Raw genomic sequence first — 16,613 nt, forward strand, 5'->3', positions numbered from 1 at the left:
TCTCATTTTTTCGGGTAGTCTGTCTGGATACCCAGGGGGGATGAAGCCTGTGTCGGGTCTGCGAAAGGCAATGCAGGGGGGACTGCTGAGCCTGGCCATGGTCCTGCTGGCCGGGACGGTGCGTGCAGCACCGGACCCGGTGCTGGTGCTGGGCCGGATCAGCGATGACCCCAAGGCCCACTACGAGCAGCTGCAACCCCTGCTGGACTACGTTGTGGCTCGCATGCATGACGTCGGCATCCAGGAGGGGCGGATACTGATGGCCCGCGACCCGCAGCAGATGGCCAGCTATCTGCGGCGGGGACGGGTCGACTGGGTCACGGAAACCTCCGGTACGGCAGTGGCGTTGGGCCAGCGCAGCGGCGCTCGCCCCCTGCTGCTGACCGAGCGCAACGGTGTGCGGGAGTACCAGACGGTGTTCTTCGTGCGCAGCGACAGTCCCATCCAGCGGGTGCAGGATCTGCGCGGCCATCGTCTGGCCCTGCAGAACACGGCCTCCACCAGCGCCTATCTGGTGCCGGTGATGACCCTGCTGAACCATGGCCTGTCGCCACAGATCCTGGCCGGGGTGTGGGACGTGCCAGGGCGTGACAGCGTGGGGTATGTGTTCGCGCGCAGCGAGTTGAACATCGCGACGTACGTGCACAAGGGGATGGCGGATGTGGGGGCGGTGAGCAGCGTGGACTGGAATGACGAGCGGCGGGTGCCGGCTGCATTCCGGCGCGATTTCCGCGAACTGCTGCGCACCGAACCCTACCCGCGTGCGGTGGAGATGGTCCGCGCCGACCTCGATGCCCGGGTGCGCGATCGCCTGCAGGACGTCCTGCTGCAGGCAGCCAGCGACCCGCAGGCACAGGGCGCGTTGCATCGGTTTTTTGGCACTTCCGGGTTCCACCGTGTCGATGCGCATGCGCAGCAGCGGTTGGATGAATTGAAACAAGGATTGACGCGCGTGCGGATGGAAGTGGAATGAAGTGGCTCGGCTCGGGGATGCAGGCCCGGTTCCTGCTGGCGATGGGCGGAGCGATGGTCGTGGTGGTCGCGATCCTGGCGGTGCTGCTGGGGCGCCAGACGGCGATGCAGAGCGAGGTGCGCACCCTCAGCGGTGGCGTCATCCATGAATTGTTCGATCGCAGCGTGCGCAGCCGCGGCGAGGCGATGGCGCGCGAGTTGTCCGATGCGCTGGCCAACCCACTGTACTACCGCGACCTGGACCAGGTTGGCGTACTCGTGCGCAGCACCGCGCGACAGCCGGTGGTGCGTTATGTACTGGTGTTCGACGAGCGTGGCCGGCTGGTGCACGACGGATCGGTCGAGGTCTCGGGATTCGGCCAGCCGATGGCCGATCCCCTGGCGCCCAAGGCGGCGGCGGCGCAGGCATTGCTGGTGCAGGAATCGCCGAAGGTGCTGGACAACACGATGCCGATCATGGTCGGCAACCAGCGCATCGGCGGCGTCCGCGTCGGCATGGCGCTGGACGAGGTACAGCAACGCGAACAGGCGGCCAATGCCACCCTTGGCGAACGCCTGCAGCTGGTCGGCAGCCGCCACCTCGGATGGTTGCTGCTGATGCTGGGGTTGCTGGTGGTGATTGGCGTGGTGGTGATCATGTACGTGCAGCGCACGCTGGTCGCGCCGATCCGCGATCTGGCCGCAGCCGCGCGCCGCATCGAGGCGGGGGACTATCAGACACCGCTGGCCGAGAACACCCGTGACGACGAAGTGGGTGAGCTGGTGCGCGGCTTCGCCCGCATGCGCGATGCGATCGCCCGCCATGACCGTGAAGTGCGGCACATGGCCTACACCGATGCCTTGACCGGGCTGACCAACCGGCTGGCGTTCCGCGAAGCGCTGGACCATCGGCTGATGGCAGCGCGTGCCGCCAATCACCGGTTGGGACTGTTGTTCGCCGACATCGACGATTTCAAGCGGGTCAACGACACGCTTGGCCATGAGGCCGGTGACGAGGCGTTGCTGCAGTTCGCACAGCGCATCGGTCGCGCGGTCGCGGAAGCGGGCGGTGACGAGGCCCTGCTGGCCCGCTTCGGTGGCGATGAATTCGTGATTCTGGTCGGCGACGGTGACGTGGCCGCCAACGCGCGGCTGCTGGCCGAGGTGCTGGTGCGTGAGCTGGGCAGGCCACTGGTGGTGCAGGGCCGGGAGCTGTTCCTCGGTACCTCGATCGGCGTGACCCTGTTCCCCGATGATGCGGCCGACGCGACGACGCTGCTGAAGAACGGCGACATCGCGATGTACCAGGCGAAGATGGCGGGCAAGAACTGCTACCGCTACTACAGCCGGGCGATGGACCATGCGGTCGAGCGTCGCGTGCACATGGAGCAGGAGCTGCGCGGGGCCTGGGAGCGCGGCGAACTGCGCCTGGCCTACCAGCCGATCTTCCGCATGCGCGACCGTCGCATGGTCGGCGTCGAAGTGCTGCTGCGCTGGCAGCATCCGACGCTGGGCACGATTCCGCCGTCGGTGTTCATCGAAGTGGCCGAGCAGAGCGGGCTGATCGAGATCATCGGCCCGAAGGTGCTGCGTGCGGCCTGCATGGAGGCCTCGCAATGGCCACGTGGCGTGGCGGGCGACGACCTGTTCGTATCGGTCAACGTGTCACCGCGGCAGCTGCGCGGCGGCGAACTGCCGGCGCTGGTCGCGCAATGCCTGCATGAATCCGGGCTGCCAGCGTCGCGCCTGCATCTGGAGCTGACCGAAACCGCCGTGATCGGCGACGAGATGGTTGCCGCGCAGCTGCTGGACAAGCTGCACCGCACCGGCGTGAAGGTCTGGCTGGATGATTTCGGGACCGGCTTCTCCGGGCTCAGTCATCTGCGCCAGGTACCCGTGGACGGCGTGAAGATCGACAAGAGTTTCGTGGCCGACATGCAGCGTGATCCCGACGACCTCGCATTGACCACGGCGATCATCGCCATGGCCCACGCGCTGGGCATCACCGTGGTGGCAGAGGGCATCGAGCAGCAGGCGCAGTTCGAGCTGCTGGCGCAGCGCGGCTGCGATCTGGGACAGGGTTACTGGCTGAGCCACCCGGTCACCGCCACCGAAGTGGTACGGATGATCGAGTCGGGCCTCTGACCTGCTGCCGTTGTCCTGGGGTCAGATCCCTTTTCCGCAGGAAAAGGGATCTGATCCCGCCCCCGGATTTACAGCGGGCGCTTGCTCGGGTCGCCCGGCAGCTCGCGCACCAGTTTCGGAATCAGGTAACCGGACAGGCGCGTGGTCAACCCGGCAATCAGTGCCTTGGCCTGGGTGTCATCCACTTCAAAGTGGGCCACGCCTTCGACCCGGTCCAGCTGGTGCAGGTAGTAGGGCAGCACGCCGGCAGCGAAGCTGCGCTCGCTCAGGTCCTGCAGCGCCTGCACGCTGTCGTTGACTCCGCGCAGCAGCACCGCCTGGTTCAGCAGTTGGGCGCCGGTGCCGCGCAGGCGCGCCATCGCGGCGTCCACGCTGGCGTCGAATTCGTTGGCGTGGTTGGCGTGGACCACGATGGCCAGCGGCCACGGCAGGCCGCCCAGCCAGGCCAGCAGCTCCTCGTCCACGCGTTCGGGCAGCACGATCGGCAGGCGGCTGTGGATGCGCAGGCGGCGGATGTGCGGGATCGCGCGCAGTGCGTCGGTCAGCTCGACCAGCTTGTGCGTGGCCAGAGACAGTGGATCGCCGCCGGACAGGATCACCTCGTCGACGTCCGGGTCGGCGGCGATGGCGGCTACGGCCTCCTGCCAGCCACCCCTGGCGGCGTTCTCCGCGCCATAGTCGAAGTGGCGGCGGAAGCAGTAGCGGCAGTTGATCGCGCAGCTGCCGGTGGCGACAAGCAGGGCGCGGCCACGGTACTTCTGGATGACGCCGGTGGCCTTCTTGGCCGCGCCATCGCCCACCGCATCGAAGCTGAACCCGGGCGCGGGACGCATTTCCTCGTCGATCGGCAGCACCTGCCGCAGCAGCGGATCGGCCGGATCACCCTTGCGCATGCGGGCCACGAACCCCTCCGGCACGCGCAGCGCGAACTGGGCCATGGCCGCGTCCGAGACGCCCAGCGCGGCCGGGTCCAGCTGCAGCCGGGCCAGCAGGGCCTGTGGGTCGCGCAGTGCCTGGCGCCAGAGCTGCTGCCAGCGCGCGGGCGCGCCTGGCGACTGGGGCCGGGGGAAGGCGGAAAGCTGCATGGAGAGGGGGCCTGCGGTTATCATGGGGGCAGAAAAACAGTCGCCCACCGGCATCCGGTGGGCTTTCCATTCTAACGGCTCGCCGCACCCGCGGTGTTTCTGCCACTCAGGAGTTTACGCATGGCCAGCTACGGCATGAACGACGTCAAGAACGGGATGAAGATCCTGGTCAACAACCAACCGGCCGTCATCATCGACACCGAATACGTCAAGCCGGGCAAGGGCCAGGCCTTCACCCGCGTGAAGTACCGCCTGATCAAGGACGGCCGTACCCAGGAAGTGACCATGAAGTCGACCGACTCGCTGGATGCAGCCGACGTCGTCGACACCGACATGAACTTCATGTACAGCGATGGCGAGTACTGGCACTTCATGGATCCGGAATCCTTCGAGCAGGTCCAGGCCACCAAGGCCGGCATGGGCGGCGCCGAGAAGTGGCTGAAGGGCGAAGAGTCCTGCGTGGTCACCCTGTGGAACGGTGAGCCGATCTTCGTGCAGCCGCCGAACTTCGTCGAACTGAAGATCACCGAGACCGATCCGGGCGTCCGTGGCGACACCTCGGGCGGCGGCGGCAAGCCGGCCACCCTGGAAACCGGCGCCGTGGTCCGCGTGCCGCTGTTCGTCAACCAGGACGAAGTGATCCGCGTCGACACCCGTTCGGGCGAGTACTCCGCACGCGTCAAGTAATCCGGCGCAGTCGGATTACCTGTAGAGCCGAGCCATGCTCGGCTTTCCGGGCACAACCCGGAACCTGTTGCTGGCGCCCATGGCGCCGCAGCGGACAGCCGCCGGGCATGGCCCGGCGCTACCGCCTCCCGCCAGGCCCTTCTCCAATAGCCAGTGAGCCCGCATGAGCGATAGCCCGCACCTCCCCGAAGCCTGCGACCTGCTCATCGAAGCCGGTTATGTCGTTCCGATCGAGCCGCATGCGGTGGTGCTGGAAGACCATGCCGTGGCCGTGCGTGGCAGCGAGATCGTCGCCATCCTGCCGCGTGCCGAGGCGCGTGCGCGCTTCCGTGCCGCGCAGGTGGTCAGCCGCCCCGAGGCGGCGCTGATGCCGGGCCTGGTCAACGCGCACACGCACAATCCGATGACCCTGCTGCGCGGCGTCGCCGACGACCTGCCACTGATGACCTGGCTGCAGCAGCACATCTGGCCGGTGGAAGCGGCGGTGATCGGCCCCGAATTCGTCGCCGACGGCACCACCCTGGCCATCGCCGAGATGCTGCGCGGCGGCACCACCTGCGCCAACGAGAACTACTTCTTCGGCGACGTGCAGGCCGCGGTCTACAAGAAGCATGGTTTCCGCGCGCTGGTCGGCGCGGTCATCATCGATTTCCCCACCGCCTGGGCCAAGACCGACGACGAGTACTTCGCCAAGGCCGGTGAACTGCATGACCAGTGGCGCACCGATCCGCTGATCGGCACCGCGTTCGCGCCGCACGCGCCGTACACCGTAAACGACGCCAATTTCGAGCGGGTGCGGATGCTGTCCGACCAGCTCGACATGCAGGTCCACCTGCACACCCACGAGACCGCGCAGGAAATCACCGATTCGATCAAGCTGCACGGCCAGCGCCCGCTGGCGCGGCTGGATCGGCTCGGGCTGGTCAACGACCGCCTGATCGCGGTGCACATGACCCAGCTGACCGACGCGGAAATCCACCTGTGCGCCGAACGCGGCGTCAGCGTGGTGCACTGCCCGGAATCGAACCTGAAGCTGGCCTCCGGTTTCTGCCCGGCCTGCGCCCTGCAGCGCGCCGGCGTGAACCTGGCCATCGGCACCGACGGCTGCGCCAGCAACAACGACCTGGACATGTTCAGCGAGAACCGCACTGCGGCGATCCTGGCCAAGGCCGTGGCCGACGACGCCACCGCGCTGGATGCAGCCACCACGCTGCGTGCCTCCACGCTGGGTGGCGCCCGCGCGCTGGGCTTCGGCGACCGCATCGGTTCGATCGAGGTCGGCAAGCAGGCCGACCTGGTCTGCGTCGACCTGTCCGCGCTGGAAACCCAGCCGCTGCACAACGTGCTGTCGCAGCTGGTGTACGCCACCGGCCGCCAGCAGGTCAGCGATGTCTGGATTGCCGGCAAGCCGAAGCTGGTGCAGCGCGAGCTGGTCGGCATGGACCTGCCGGGCATCATCGCCAACGCGCGCCAGTGGCGCGAGCGTATCCGTCATATCCGCGCCTGAACCCTGGCGCTGCAAGGACTTCCCCATGACTGCCCCCCACGCTTCCTCCAATTTCGATCAGGCCGAGCTGGACAAGTTCGCCGCGCTGGCCAACCGCTGGTGGGACGCTGACGGCCCGCAGAAGCCGCTGCATGCGCTGAACCCGGTGCGGCTGAAGTACGTGGCCGACCGCGTGCCGCTGCGCGGTGCGCGCGTGCTGGACATCGGCTGCGGTGGCGGCCTGCTGAGCGAGGCGCTGGCGCAGTCCGGTGCCGACGTCACCGCCATCGACCTGGCCCCGGAACTGGTCAAGGTCGCGCGCCTGCACGCGCTGGAAAGCGGTGCCAAGGTCGATTATCGCGTCCAGGCCGCCGAGGACCTGGCTGCCGAGCAGCCGGGCAGTTTCGATGTGGTCACCTGCATGGAAATGCTCGAGCACGTGCCGGATCCGGGCGCGATCATCGAAGCCTGCAAGCGCCTGCTGAAGCCGGGCGGTCACCTGTTCCTGTCGACCATCAACCGCACCGCTGCTGCCTTCGCGGTGGCGATTGTCGGCGCCGAGTACGTGGCGCGGCTGCTGCCCAAGGGCACACATCACTACCAGGAATTCATCAAGCCGGCCGAGCTGGCGCGCTGGCTGCGCGAGGCCGACATGCAGCTGGTGGATGTCAGCGGCATGGCCTACGAGCCGTGGCGCAACCACGCCCGCCTGAGCAGCCGCACCGACATCAACTACCTGGCCTACGCGGTCAAGCCGGCATGACCTCCCCCGGTTTCCCGCGTGCGGTGCTGTTCGACCTGGACGGCACGCTGCTGGACAGTGCACCGGACTTCGTTGCCACCTGCGATGCGATGCTGGCCGAGCGTGGCCGTGCACCGATCGATCCGGCGTTGTTGCGCCCGGTGGTGTCGAAGGGCTCGCGTGCGATGGTCTCGGCAGCCTTCCCCGAACTGGACACGGCGGCGCGTGATGCGCTGATTCCGGAGTTTCTGCAGCGCTACGAGCGGTTGATCGGCCAGCACGCGGTATTGTTCGATGGCGTTGCAGACATGCTTGCTGCACTGGATGCCGCCGGCACAGTGTGGGGCATCGTCACCAACAAGCCGGAGTACCTGGCGCGGCTGATCGTGCCGCAGTACGGCTGGCAGCAACGCTGTGCGGTGCTGGTGGGCGGCGACAGCCTGGCCGAGCGCAAGCCGCATCCGCTGCCCCTGCTGCACGCCGCGCAGGCGATTGCCGTTGCCGCCGAAGACTGCGTGTACGTGGGCGACGACGAGCGCGACATCATCGCCGCACGCGCTGCCGCCATGCCGTCGGTGGCGGCGCTGTGGGGCTACCGCCTGCACAGCGACGACCCCCTGGCCTGGCAGGCCGACGTGCTGGTCGAGAACGCCGGACTTCTGCAACTGGCCAGCCTCTGGCCGACCCGGCCGGCAACCCCGGCCCAGCCGTAAGGAATGACGTAGTGAGCAGTACCGCGCTGGACAGTTTCCTCGACAAGTGGCGCAGCCGCTGGCCGGAATGGTCGGTGGCCGCCCCGTTCGTGGCCGAATCGCAACGCGAGCTTGCAGTTGCGTGGTTCGCGCTGCTGCAGGAATTCGACGACATGCTCAACATCAGTGGCGACCCGCTGCCAGCCGATGCCAAGCTGGCATGGTGGGGCGAGGAGCTGCGCAGCTGGGCTGCGTACCGGTCGCGTCATCCGTTGGGGCGCCTGCTGGAGCCGGTGCGTGCGCCGTGGGCGCAGCTGGCCGAGGCTCTGCCGGATCTGGTTGAAGCGCGTACCGTCGCGCTGGACGCCGCCAGTGCCGAGCGTGCGCTGGCCAACTACGCTGAAGCCGTGGCTGCGGTCGAGGCGGCGTTGTTCGCGGACAAGCCGCGCACCGGTGCCGGCCGTGCGGTGCAGCTGCAGACCCTGGCCCAGCGCCTGCAGGATGCCGGCGTGGCCGGTGTACCGCGCAGCCTGCTGGATGAGGATTCCAGCACCGCTGCGCAGCGCTGGGCGCAGTACCTGCTGAAGGGGTGGGGCAGCCGCGTACCCGGTCCGCGCCCGCGCCGCGTGTGGTCCAGCCTGGCGCGCGCACGCGTGGCCGCGCAGGCCGCAGGCAAGCCGATCGAAGCCACCCCGGTGCGCACGCTGTTGCGCGTGTGGTGGGCAGCGCGCGGCTGATTGATTCTGGTGGGTGCGGACCTTGATCCGCATGCTGTCTGTAGAGCCGAGCCCATGCTCGGCTCATCTCTGCGCGACAGCCGAGCGTGGGCTCGGCTCTACAACAGCGGCTCACTACCGCACCGGGCGATGGGCGTTACTTCCGCTCCAGCACCAGCAGCGGGTCGATACGGGTGTCGAACCAGTTCATGCCCCAGTGCAGGTGCGGGCCGGTGGCGCGGCCGGTGGCGCCGACCGCCGCAATCAACTGGCCCTGCTCGACGCGATCCCCGACCTTCACGTCGATGCGCGACAGGTGCAGGAAGTTGGAACTGACGCCGAAACCGTGGTCGAGCAGCAGCGTGCCGCCGGTCAGGTACAGGTCCGGGCCGGCGAAGGTGACGATGCCGGCGGCCGGTGCCTTCACCGGGGTGCCGGTGGGCACCGCGATGTCCATGCCGGAATGACCGGCGCCGGGTTGGCCGTTGTAGACGCGCGCATTGCCGAAGCGACCGCTGATGCGGCCCTGCACTGGCCAGATGAAGGTCTGGGTGAAGTCGGTACGGTCGTCATCGCGGGCGCGTGCGGCGGTCACCTGCGCCTGTTCGCGCTTGATCCGCTCGGCAATTGCCGGCGGCGGATTGACCGTCTTCGGCGGCACGCCGTTGACCCGCTCGGTCGGCCAGTCACGCGGCGTCACCGCGATGGTCACGGTTTCGCTGCCACCGTCGGCGCGCTGCACCTGCACGCGCAACGGACCCTTCTCGTCGCGGCCGATGCCGAACACCACGCTGCCATAGCCGCTCACCCGCAGCTGGCGGCCAGCGTACTGGACGCGGCTGCCAGCGGGAACTTTGCCGATCACCAGCGCGCCCTGCGACGCGCTGGCCGGAAACACCACGCGGCTGTCGATCAGGCTGCCGATGCCATCCTGCGCGTTGGCCGAAGATGTGCAGAGCAGGGGCGCAGCCAGGAGCAGCGCCCCGGTCAGGAGAGCCGCGCGCATCAGCGGTCGTAGGTCATGCGCTGGCCGGCCGGCTCGCCGACCAGTTTGCTGCCGTCCCACACCAGCTGGCCGTTGACCCAGGTGGCGGCGACGCGCGAACGGAAGGTCGTGCCTTCAAACGGCGACCAGCCACACTTGGACAGCACGTCCTCGCGCTTGACCGTGAACGGCACGTCCTCCACCAGCACCAGGTCGGCGAAGTAGCCTTCGCGCAGGAAGCCGCGCTCTTCCACGTCGAACAGCTGTGCCGGCGCGTGTGCGAATTTCTGCACCACCTGCTCGCGGGTCAGCTTGCCTTCGTGCACGCGCTCCAGCGCGGCCACCAGTGCGTACTGCACCAGCGGCAGGCCCGACGGCGCCTGCGCGTACGGCTTCTGCTTCTCTTCCCAGGTGTGCGGCGCGTGGTCGGTGGCCAGCACGTCCAGCACGTCGTCGGCCAGCGCGGCGGTGATCGCCTCGCGGTCGGATACTTCCTTGATCGCCGGGTTGCACTTGATCAGGTTGCCCTTGGTCGCGTAATCCGGGCGCGCGAAGTGCAGGAAGTGCACGCAGGTTTCGGCAGTGATCTGCTTGCGGCTGCCGTCGGCGCGGATCAGCGGGCCCTTCTCGAACAGTGCCAGCTCGTCAGCGGTGGAGATGTGCAGCACGTGCAGGCGGGTACCGTGCTTGCGTGCCAGCGACATCGCCAGCCGGGTGGACTTGATGCAGGCTTCGCGCGAACGGATGTCCGGGTGCATGTCCGGCGTCAGGGCGTCACCGTACTTTTCCTGGAAGGCCTTCAGGTTGGCATCGATCATCGGCGTGTCTTCGCAGTGCGTGATGATCGGGGTCGGGCATTCGCGGAAGATCGCGTCCAGGGTTTCCGGGTTGTCCACCAGCATGTTGCCGGTGGAGGCGCCCATGAACACCTTCACGCCCGGGGCCTTCTTCGGGTCCAGTGCACGGATCGCTTCGAGGTTGTCATTGCTGGCGCCGTGGTAGAAGCCGTAGTTGGCCCAGGCGCGGCCGCGTGCCAGTTCGTACTTGGCTTCCAGGATGGTCGAATCCAGCGTCGGCGGGTTGGTGTTGGGCATGTCCATGAAGCTGGTCAGGCCGCCGGCCACGGCCGCCGCCGATTCGCTGGCGATGTCGCCCTTGTGGGTCAGGCCCGGCTCGCGGAAATGCACCTGGTCGTCGATCATGCCGGGCAGCAGCCAGCGCCCGGCGGCGTCCACCACCTGCTCGCCGTCGCGCGGCGTGAGCCCGCTGCCGATCTGCGCGATGCGGCCGTTCTCGATGCGCAGGTCGCCGTCGAAGGTGCGGCCTTCGTTGACCATCCGGGCGTTGGTGATGAGGGTGGAGGACATGTCAGTGTTTTCCTGTGCAACGGCAAGAGGGGGCGTGGGTGGATTCGGGCACCGGGTCGAAGCCGCCGGGATGGAACGGATGGCAGCGGCCCAGCCGGCGCGCAGCCAGCCAGCTGCCGCGCAGCGGGCCGTGTCGGGAGATGGCGTCCATCGCGTATTCAGAACAGCTCGGCACGAAACGGCAACGCGGCCCCAGCAGGGGGCTGATGAAGCGCTTGTAGAAGCGCAGCAGGGAAATGAGCAGGCGCGAGATCACCCAGTCATCTTATGCCAGTTGGCATGAAGGCCGCATTTGTGCAGGATGGGCCGTTGGTCGCATGTCGCCGATGGCCTGCGACCGGTACCAGCACCCGCGGGTGCTGGCCAGGTTCCGTACCGCGCAAGGCGGTCCGTGTTCGTCGGACTGCCCCTTGGGCACCTTGACTCCAGGACTGAATGGAGCAGGGTGCCGAGGTTGCTGCTGCGGGACGGGTAGGCTATAAAGGCCCGCTTTCCCGGGCCCCGGGGAATCCAAGGAAGAGCGTTTCGTGGCTGCTAAAAAAACTGCAAAGAAGGCCGCAACGGCCGCCAAGAAAACCGCCAAGCCTGTTGTGAAGAAGTTGGCGGCAAAGCCCGTTGCCAAGAAACCGGCGAGCAAGCCGGCGACCAAGGCAGCGTCCTCGCAACCGGCGGCCAGGAAGGCCACCGCAAAGAAAACGCCGGTCAAGGCAACCAAGCCGGTGGCGAAGAAGGCCGCTGCGCCTGCCAAGGCCAAGCCTGCCGCTGCCAGCAAGAAGGCGCCGGTGGTGAAGAAGGCCGCCAGCAAGGCCGCGCCGGTCAAGAAGGCCGCCGCCAAGCCGGTGGCGAAGAAGGCAGCAGCCAAGCCGGCGCCGAAGGCTGCGGTCAAGCCGGTTGCCAAGCCCGTAGCAAAGAAGGTCGCTGCGGCTAAACCGGTCGCCACGCCTGCCGCTGTAAAGAAGGTTGCCAAGAATGTTGCCGCGCCGGCCGCGAAGCCGACCCCGGCCCCAGTAGTGAAGTCCGCACCGAAGCCTGCTGCCAAGCCGGCTCCGGCCAAGCCTGTCCCGGCCAAGACCGTGGCAGTGGCAGCAGCCCAACCGGCCTCAAAGCCGGCCCCGGCCGCCGCTCCTGCCGCTTCGAAGGCCCCGCAATCCAAGAATCCCGTGCCCGTTTCGAAATCGCCTGCCAAAACCGCCGTGAAATCCGATTCCGCCCCGAAGACCGTGTCGCGCCCTGTCGGCAAGGTTGCCGTGGCCGTCGCCGCCCGCTCGGCTGCACCGGCCCCGCGCAGCAAGTACAAGGTGGTCGAATACAAGACCGACGAGGCCACTGGCCGCCCGATCCTGCCGGCTGGCTACAAGCCGTCCTCGGAAGAGGAATACATGAGCTCGCTGCAGCAGGAATACTTCCGCCAGCGCCTGCAGAACTGGCGTGCGGACCTGGTGGAAGAGTCCAAGCAGACCATCGAGAACCTGCGCGAGGAAGTGCGTGACATCGGCGATGAAGCCGAGCGTGCGACCCGCGAGACCGAGAACTCGCTGGAACTGCGTACCCGCGACCGCTACCGCAAGCTGATCGGCAAGATCGACAGCACCCTCAAGCGCCTGGAAGCGGGCGACTACGGCTACTGCGTCGACACCGGCGAAGAAATCGGCCTGGAGCGCCTGGAGGCGCGCCTGACCGCCGAGCGCACCATCGACGCCCAGGAGCGTTGGGAGCACCTGCAGAAGCAGCAGGGCGACTGATTCCGGTTCGTTGTGATGTCATGCGAAAAGCCCGGCTTCGGCCGGGTTTTTTGTTGGGTTCGGGTTGGCTGCGAAGAGCAGCGCCTTCCGGGTATCGGGGTGAGCCTGCGGGTGGGGCCGGGCAGGACACGCTGCAAGTACATCCCTGTAAGCTCGGCCGCGGCATCCATGCCGCGGACGGTCCTGCCCGGACCCACCCGCAGGCTCTCGACGCTTCCCTGCGTGCGCGGCTGATGTAGAGCCGAGCCCACGCTCGGCTCAGGCCGAAGCCGGAGGATAGGGAAGAGCAAGAGCAAGAACAGCCAAGCATGGCTTGGCTCTACCAGAAGCGGTCATGCGTGCGCTCGCGGCTGTTAGGTCCGCCTTGTAGCGAGCCGAGCACCGCAGGGGAATCAGGGGCGAAGAGGCGGCTCTATCCTGTAGAGCCGACTGCTAGTCGGCTGGCTCTCCGCGCCGTCCCCTGATTCGCCGAGGAGCGCAGGGCACCAGTGCGCAGCACCGGCTCGCGGATGGCGGCGCGTTTCTTTGGTGACTTTCTTGATGGCGCACATCCATGTGCGCCACCCTGCGGGCCGGCTGCGCCGTTCCGCGCTGCTCCTGCAGCACGGTGCGCGCGCAAAGAAAGTGACACCCCGCCGCGGTCGCGGAAGAAGCCCGCCGGGCGCGGCCCGGCGCAACCGCTGCGTGGGCGCACGGAAATGCGCAGCCGAGCATGGGCTCGGCTCTACAGGTTCACTGCAGGTCGCGAAGATTCAGTTTCCGCAGCGTCGGGTTCTTCCACGCGGTGATCCCGGCCACGCTCAGCACCGCGAACCCGCCCAGCACCACCGCCGGCACCAGGCCGAGCAGCTTCGCCATCGTGCCGGCATAGAACGCGCCCAGTTCGTTGGACGAACTGATGAAGATGCCGTTGATCGACGATACCCGCCCGCGCATTTCCTCCGGCGTGGCCAGCTGCAGGATGGTCGAGCGGATCACCACCGACACGCCATCGAACGCCCCGTAGAACAGCAGGATCAGCGCCGACAGCCAGAAGTGCTGCGACAGCCCGAAGCCGATCACGCACAGGCCGAACCCGGCCACCGCGAACAGCAGCACGCGGCCGGCATTGCGGTGCAGCGGGTGGCGCGCCAGCCACAGGCCCACGCACACCGAACCCAGCGCCGGCATCGCGCGCAGGATGCCCAGGCCTTCCGGGCCGTGGTGCAGGATTTCGTGCAGGAAGGCCGGCAGCATCGCCACAACGCCGCCCAGCAGCACCGAGAACATGTCCAGCGCCATCGCGCCGACCATGATCCGGTTGCCGACCACGAAGCGCGCGCCTTCAGCGATGCTCTTGAAGATCGGCGCGGCCGGACCGGTGTGCACTGGTTCTTCCACTTTCAGCGTGGCCAGGCAGGCCATCGCCACCAGCGCGAAGGCAGTCGCCACGGCATAGGACAGGCCCTTGCCGCCGAAGCCGACCAGCACGCCGCCCAGCGCCGGGCCGGCGACCATGCCGGCCTGGAACACCACCGCGCCGAGTCCGGCGCCGCGTGCGAACTGGTCGCGGGCCAGCACGCGGGCGAACAGCGCGTTGTAGATGGGCGAGAGGAACGCACGGACCATGCCGGTCAGCGCAATGGCCGCATAGATCGGCCACACGCCTTCAAACGGCAGCCACCCGGTGGCAACGCCGGTCAGCACCAGCGCCGTGGCGATCAGCCCGGAACAGGCGACCATGCCCAGCCGGCGGCGCGGCAGGTGGTCGACCAGATAGCCGGCGAACGGCGCCACGCAGAAGAACGGCAGCACCTCGGCCAAGCCGACCAGGCCCAGCGAGAACGGATTGCGGGTGACTTCGTAGATGTGCCAGCCGACGGTGACTGCCACCACCTGGTAGGACAGCATCGCGAAGATGCGGTAGGCCAGCAGCTTGGCGAAACCGGGCCGGGACAGCAGGCCCAGCGCGGTGTCTTCGGCTGTGGCAGGCTCGCTCACGACGGATCGCGCTGCAGCTGGGCCTGCGCGGTCTCGCGGATGAAGGCCAGCATCGCCGCCACGCCGTTGCTGCGGGTGGGGGAGAGGTGGCGGGCCAGCCCGATGTCCTGGATGTAGCTGGGCTCGGTATCCAGGATTTCCTGTGCCGAGCGCCCGGAGTACACGCGCAGGGCCAGGAAGATCAGTCCGGAGACGATGGCCGAGTCGCTGATGGCGTGGAAGCGCAGCGACTGCGCGTTGCCTTCCGGCACGATCCAGACCATCGACTGGCAGCCCAGCAGGCGGTGCTCTTCGGTCTTCCACTCGTCCGGGAAGGCGGGCAGCTTGCGGCCGAGGTCGATCAGGTACTGGTAGCGCTCGGACCAGTCGCCGAAGAAGCCGAATTCCTCGGCGATGGCGGTCTGGGCCTCGGCGGCGGTGGGTTCAAGCGGGAACGGGGAGTCGGTCACAACAGTCTCTACGGTGGGGGCGTGGCCGGCGGACCGGCCACGGGGCAGGGCAGGTCAGCCGCGCTTGCGCGACCAGCGAACGCCCTGCGGGGTGTCATCCAGCACGATGCCTTCGGCGGCCAGCTGGTCGCGGATGGCGTCGGCACGGGCGAAGTCACGCGCCTTCTTGGCCGCAGCGCGCTCGTCGATCAGGCCCTGGATGCGGGCATCGTCGCCGTCATCGCCGGCGGCGGTACCGAACCACTGCGCCGGATCGGCCTGCAGCAGGCCCAGCGCCAGGCCGGCGCCGAGCAGCTCGCCCTTCAGGCGCGCCTGTTCGGCCTTGTCGGTGGCACGACGCGCCTCGGCGGCGATGCGGGCCACTTCGGCCAGCGCCTGCGGGGTGTTCAGGTCGTCATCCAGGGTCGCCTCGACGCTGGCCGGGATCACCGCGCTGGCTTCGATCGACGCCAGTTCGCGCAGGGTGCCGTACAGGCGGTCCAGGGTGCGCACCGACTGCTCGATCAGGCCATCGGACCAGTCCAGCGGCTGCCGGTAATGGGCCGACAGCAGCGCCAGGCGCAGGGCCTCCGGCGGATGCTGGCGCACCAGGTCATGCACGCGCTCGATGTTGCCCAGCGACTTGCTCATCTTGGCGCCGCCGAAGTTGAGCATGCCGTTGTGCAGCCAATAGCGAGCGAAGATCCTGCCGCCATGGGCGCATTCGCTCTGCGCGATTTCGTTCTCGTGGTGCGGGAACTGCAGGTCGACGCCGCCGGCATGGATGTCGATGGTCTCGCCCAGATGGGCGGCGGCCATCGCCGAGCATTCGATGTGCCAGCCCGGGCGCCCACGGCCCCACGGCGATTCCCAGCCGGGCAGGTCGTCGGTGGAGGGCTTCCACAGCACGAAATCGCCGGGATCGCGCTTGTAGGGGGCGACATCGACACGGGCGCCGGCCAGCATCTCTTCCGGGTCGCGGCGTGACAGCTTGCCGTAGCCGTCGAAACTGGCCACCGCGAACAGCACGTGGCCCTCGGCGGCATAGGCATGGCCGTTGGCGATCAGCTGCTCGATCATGGTGATGATCTGCGGCATGTGTGCGGTCACTTCCGGTTCGATGTCCGGCGGCACCACGCCCAGCGCGGCCATGTCTTCACGGTAGGCGGCGGCGAACTTGTCGGTGATGGTGCTGATCGGCACCCCCTGCTCGCGCGCGGCGGTGTTGATCTTGTCGTCCACGTCGGTGATGTTGCGGGCGTAGCGCAGTGTGCCGAAACGCCGCCGCAGCAGGTCGGCCAGCACCCCGAACACCACCGGGCCGCGGGCGTTGCCGATGTGCACGTAGTTGTAGACCGTGGGGCCACACACATACAGGGTCGGACAGGCCGGATCGAGCGGGGTGAACGGTTCGAGCTGGCGAGTCAGGTTGTTGTGCAGGCGCAGGGTCATGGGGCTGTGGCTGGGGGACAAGCCTGTGATTTTAGAACGTGTCGGCCCCCTTTGGGGACGCCGATTGCCACCGGTGGACGCCGGCTCCACCCAAGGTGGGGTGGGCAGGAGCGGCGTGGACGGGTAATGTTCAGCCCCTTGCGCTCGTCACTGCC

Annotated in this window: 15 protein-coding genes; 8 read left to right on the forward strand and 7 right to left on the reverse strand. The window is 67.9% G+C overall.

All coding sequences use genetic code 11. From position 1 onward, the window contains the following. Window positions 1-40 precede the first annotated feature (40 nt). Together AASM09_RS07425 and AASM09_RS07430 are read left to right on the forward strand one after the other, a co-directional pair. Window positions 41-973 (forward strand): phosphate/phosphite/phosphonate ABC transporter substrate-binding protein, encoded by a 933-nt coding sequence (locus AASM09_RS07425; protein WP_049426845.1) that lies wholly within the window; start codon window positions 41-43, stop codon window positions 971-973. Beyond that, entirely contained in the window at window positions 970-3,096 is a 2,127-nt protein-coding gene (locus AASM09_RS07430) for a putative bifunctional diguanylate cyclase/phosphodiesterase (RefSeq protein ID WP_049426843.1), read from the forward strand. The genes AASM09_RS07425 and AASM09_RS07430 overlap by 4 nt, the downstream gene beginning before the upstream one ends. Before the next feature lie 68 nt (window positions 3,097-3,164). Here AASM09_RS07430 and epmB read toward each other — a convergent pair whose 3' ends face one another. Further along, entirely contained in the window at window positions 3,165-4,205 is a 1,041-nt protein-coding gene (gene epmB / locus AASM09_RS07435) for an EF-P beta-lysylation protein EpmB (RefSeq protein WP_100443792.1), read from the reverse strand. Between the two features lie 96 nt (window positions 4,206-4,301). Here epmB and efp point away from each other — a divergent pair, with 96 nt between their 5' ends. The 5 genes from efp to AASM09_RS07460 all read left to right on the forward strand — a co-directional run bounded on the left by efp (window position 4,302) and on the right by AASM09_RS07460 (window position 8,525). Continuing rightward, a complete protein-coding gene (gene efp / locus AASM09_RS07440) occupies window positions 4,302-4,868 on the forward strand; it encodes an elongation factor P (protein WP_005410381.1) in 567 nt (188 codons plus the stop codon). Window positions 4,869-5,031: 163 nt separating this feature from the next. Beyond that, the gene (locus AASM09_RS07445; protein ID WP_006457248.1) at window positions 5,032-6,375 is read left to right on the forward strand and encodes a TRZ/ATZ family hydrolase; all 1,344 of its coding nucleotides are present in this window, start codon (window positions 5,032-5,034) and stop codon (window positions 6,373-6,375) included. 25 nt (window positions 6,376-6,400) lie between these two features. Beyond that, the gene (ubiG, locus tag AASM09_RS07450; RefSeq protein ID WP_049429626.1) at window positions 6,401-7,117 is read left to right on the forward strand and encodes a bifunctional 2-polyprenyl-6-hydroxyphenol methylase/3-demethylubiquinol 3-O-methyltransferase UbiG; all 717 of its coding nucleotides are present in this window, start codon (window positions 6,401-6,403) and stop codon (window positions 7,115-7,117) included. Continuing rightward, the gene (locus tag AASM09_RS07455; protein WP_049429625.1) at window positions 7,114-7,809 is read left to right on the forward strand and encodes a phosphoglycolate phosphatase; all 696 of its coding nucleotides are present in this window, start codon (window positions 7,114-7,116) and stop codon (window positions 7,807-7,809) included. The genes ubiG and AASM09_RS07455 overlap by 4 nt, the downstream gene beginning before the upstream one ends. A gap of 11 nt (window positions 7,810-7,820) precedes the next feature. Further along, window positions 7,821-8,525 (forward strand): phytoene synthase, encoded by a 705-nt coding sequence (locus tag AASM09_RS07460; protein ID WP_049429624.1) that lies wholly within the window; start codon window positions 7,821-7,823, stop codon window positions 8,523-8,525. A 136-nt stretch (window positions 8,526-8,661) separates the two neighbouring features. Here the strand turns inward: AASM09_RS07460 and AASM09_RS07465 are convergent, their stop codons facing one another. From AASM09_RS07465 to yidD, 3 genes are read right to left on the reverse strand one after another with little or no spacing between them, the layout of a single operon-like run. Beyond that, the gene (locus AASM09_RS07465) at window positions 8,662-9,510 is read right to left on the reverse strand and encodes a M23 family metallopeptidase (RefSeq protein ID WP_049429623.1); all 849 of its coding nucleotides are present in this window, start codon (window positions 9,508-9,510) and stop codon (window positions 8,662-8,664) included. Further along, on the reverse strand, window positions 9,510-10,856 hold the full coding sequence (locus tag AASM09_RS07470; protein ID WP_049429622.1) for a dihydroorotase: 1,347 nt from the start codon (window positions 10,854-10,856) through the stop codon (window positions 9,510-9,512). The genes AASM09_RS07465 and AASM09_RS07470 overlap by 1 nt, the downstream gene beginning before the upstream one ends. A 1-nt stretch (window position 10,857) precedes the next feature. Further along, a complete protein-coding gene (gene yidD, locus AASM09_RS07475; protein WP_049429621.1) occupies window positions 10,858-11,112 on the reverse strand; it encodes a membrane protein insertion efficiency factor YidD in 255 nt (84 codons plus the stop codon). Window positions 11,113-11,383: 271 nt separating this feature from the next. Between yidD and dksA the strand changes: the two genes are divergently transcribed. Then, complete coding sequence (gene dksA / locus AASM09_RS07480; RefSeq protein WP_049429620.1) at window positions 11,384-12,598, forward strand: RNA polymerase-binding protein DksA; 1,215 nt, start codon at window positions 11,384-11,386, stop codon at window positions 12,596-12,598. A gap of 732 nt (window positions 12,599-13,330) precedes the next feature. On the opposite strand, the gene AASM09_RS07485 is transcribed toward dksA, so the two are convergent. Genes AASM09_RS07485 through cysS form a run of 3 tightly spaced genes read right to left on the reverse strand, consistent with a single transcriptional unit; the run spans window position 13,331 to window position 16,458 of the window. Beyond that, window positions 13,331-14,578: an MFS transporter gene (locus tag AASM09_RS07485; RefSeq protein ID WP_049429619.1), complete on the reverse strand. Its 1,248-nt coding sequence runs from the start codon at window positions 14,576-14,578 to the stop codon at window positions 13,331-13,333. Beyond that, the gene (locus AASM09_RS07490) at window positions 14,575-15,027 is read right to left on the reverse strand and encodes a SufE family protein (RefSeq protein WP_005410372.1); all 453 of its coding nucleotides are present in this window, start codon (window positions 15,025-15,027) and stop codon (window positions 14,575-14,577) included. Before AASM09_RS07490 ends, AASM09_RS07485 begins: the two co-directional genes overlap by 4 nt. 54 nt (window positions 15,028-15,081) lie before the next feature. Further along, window positions 15,082-16,458, reverse strand: a complete 1,377-nt coding sequence (cysS, locus tag AASM09_RS07495; protein ID WP_049429618.1) for a cysteine--tRNA ligase — start codon at window positions 16,456-16,458, stop codon at window positions 15,082-15,084. Window positions 16,459-16,613 lie beyond the last annotated feature (155 nt).

It is taken from the genome of Stenotrophomonas maltophilia, from assembly GCF_039555535.1.
GTDB classification, from domain to species: domain Bacteria; phylum Pseudomonadota; class Gammaproteobacteria; order Xanthomonadales; family Xanthomonadaceae; genus Stenotrophomonas; species Stenotrophomonas maltophilia_Q.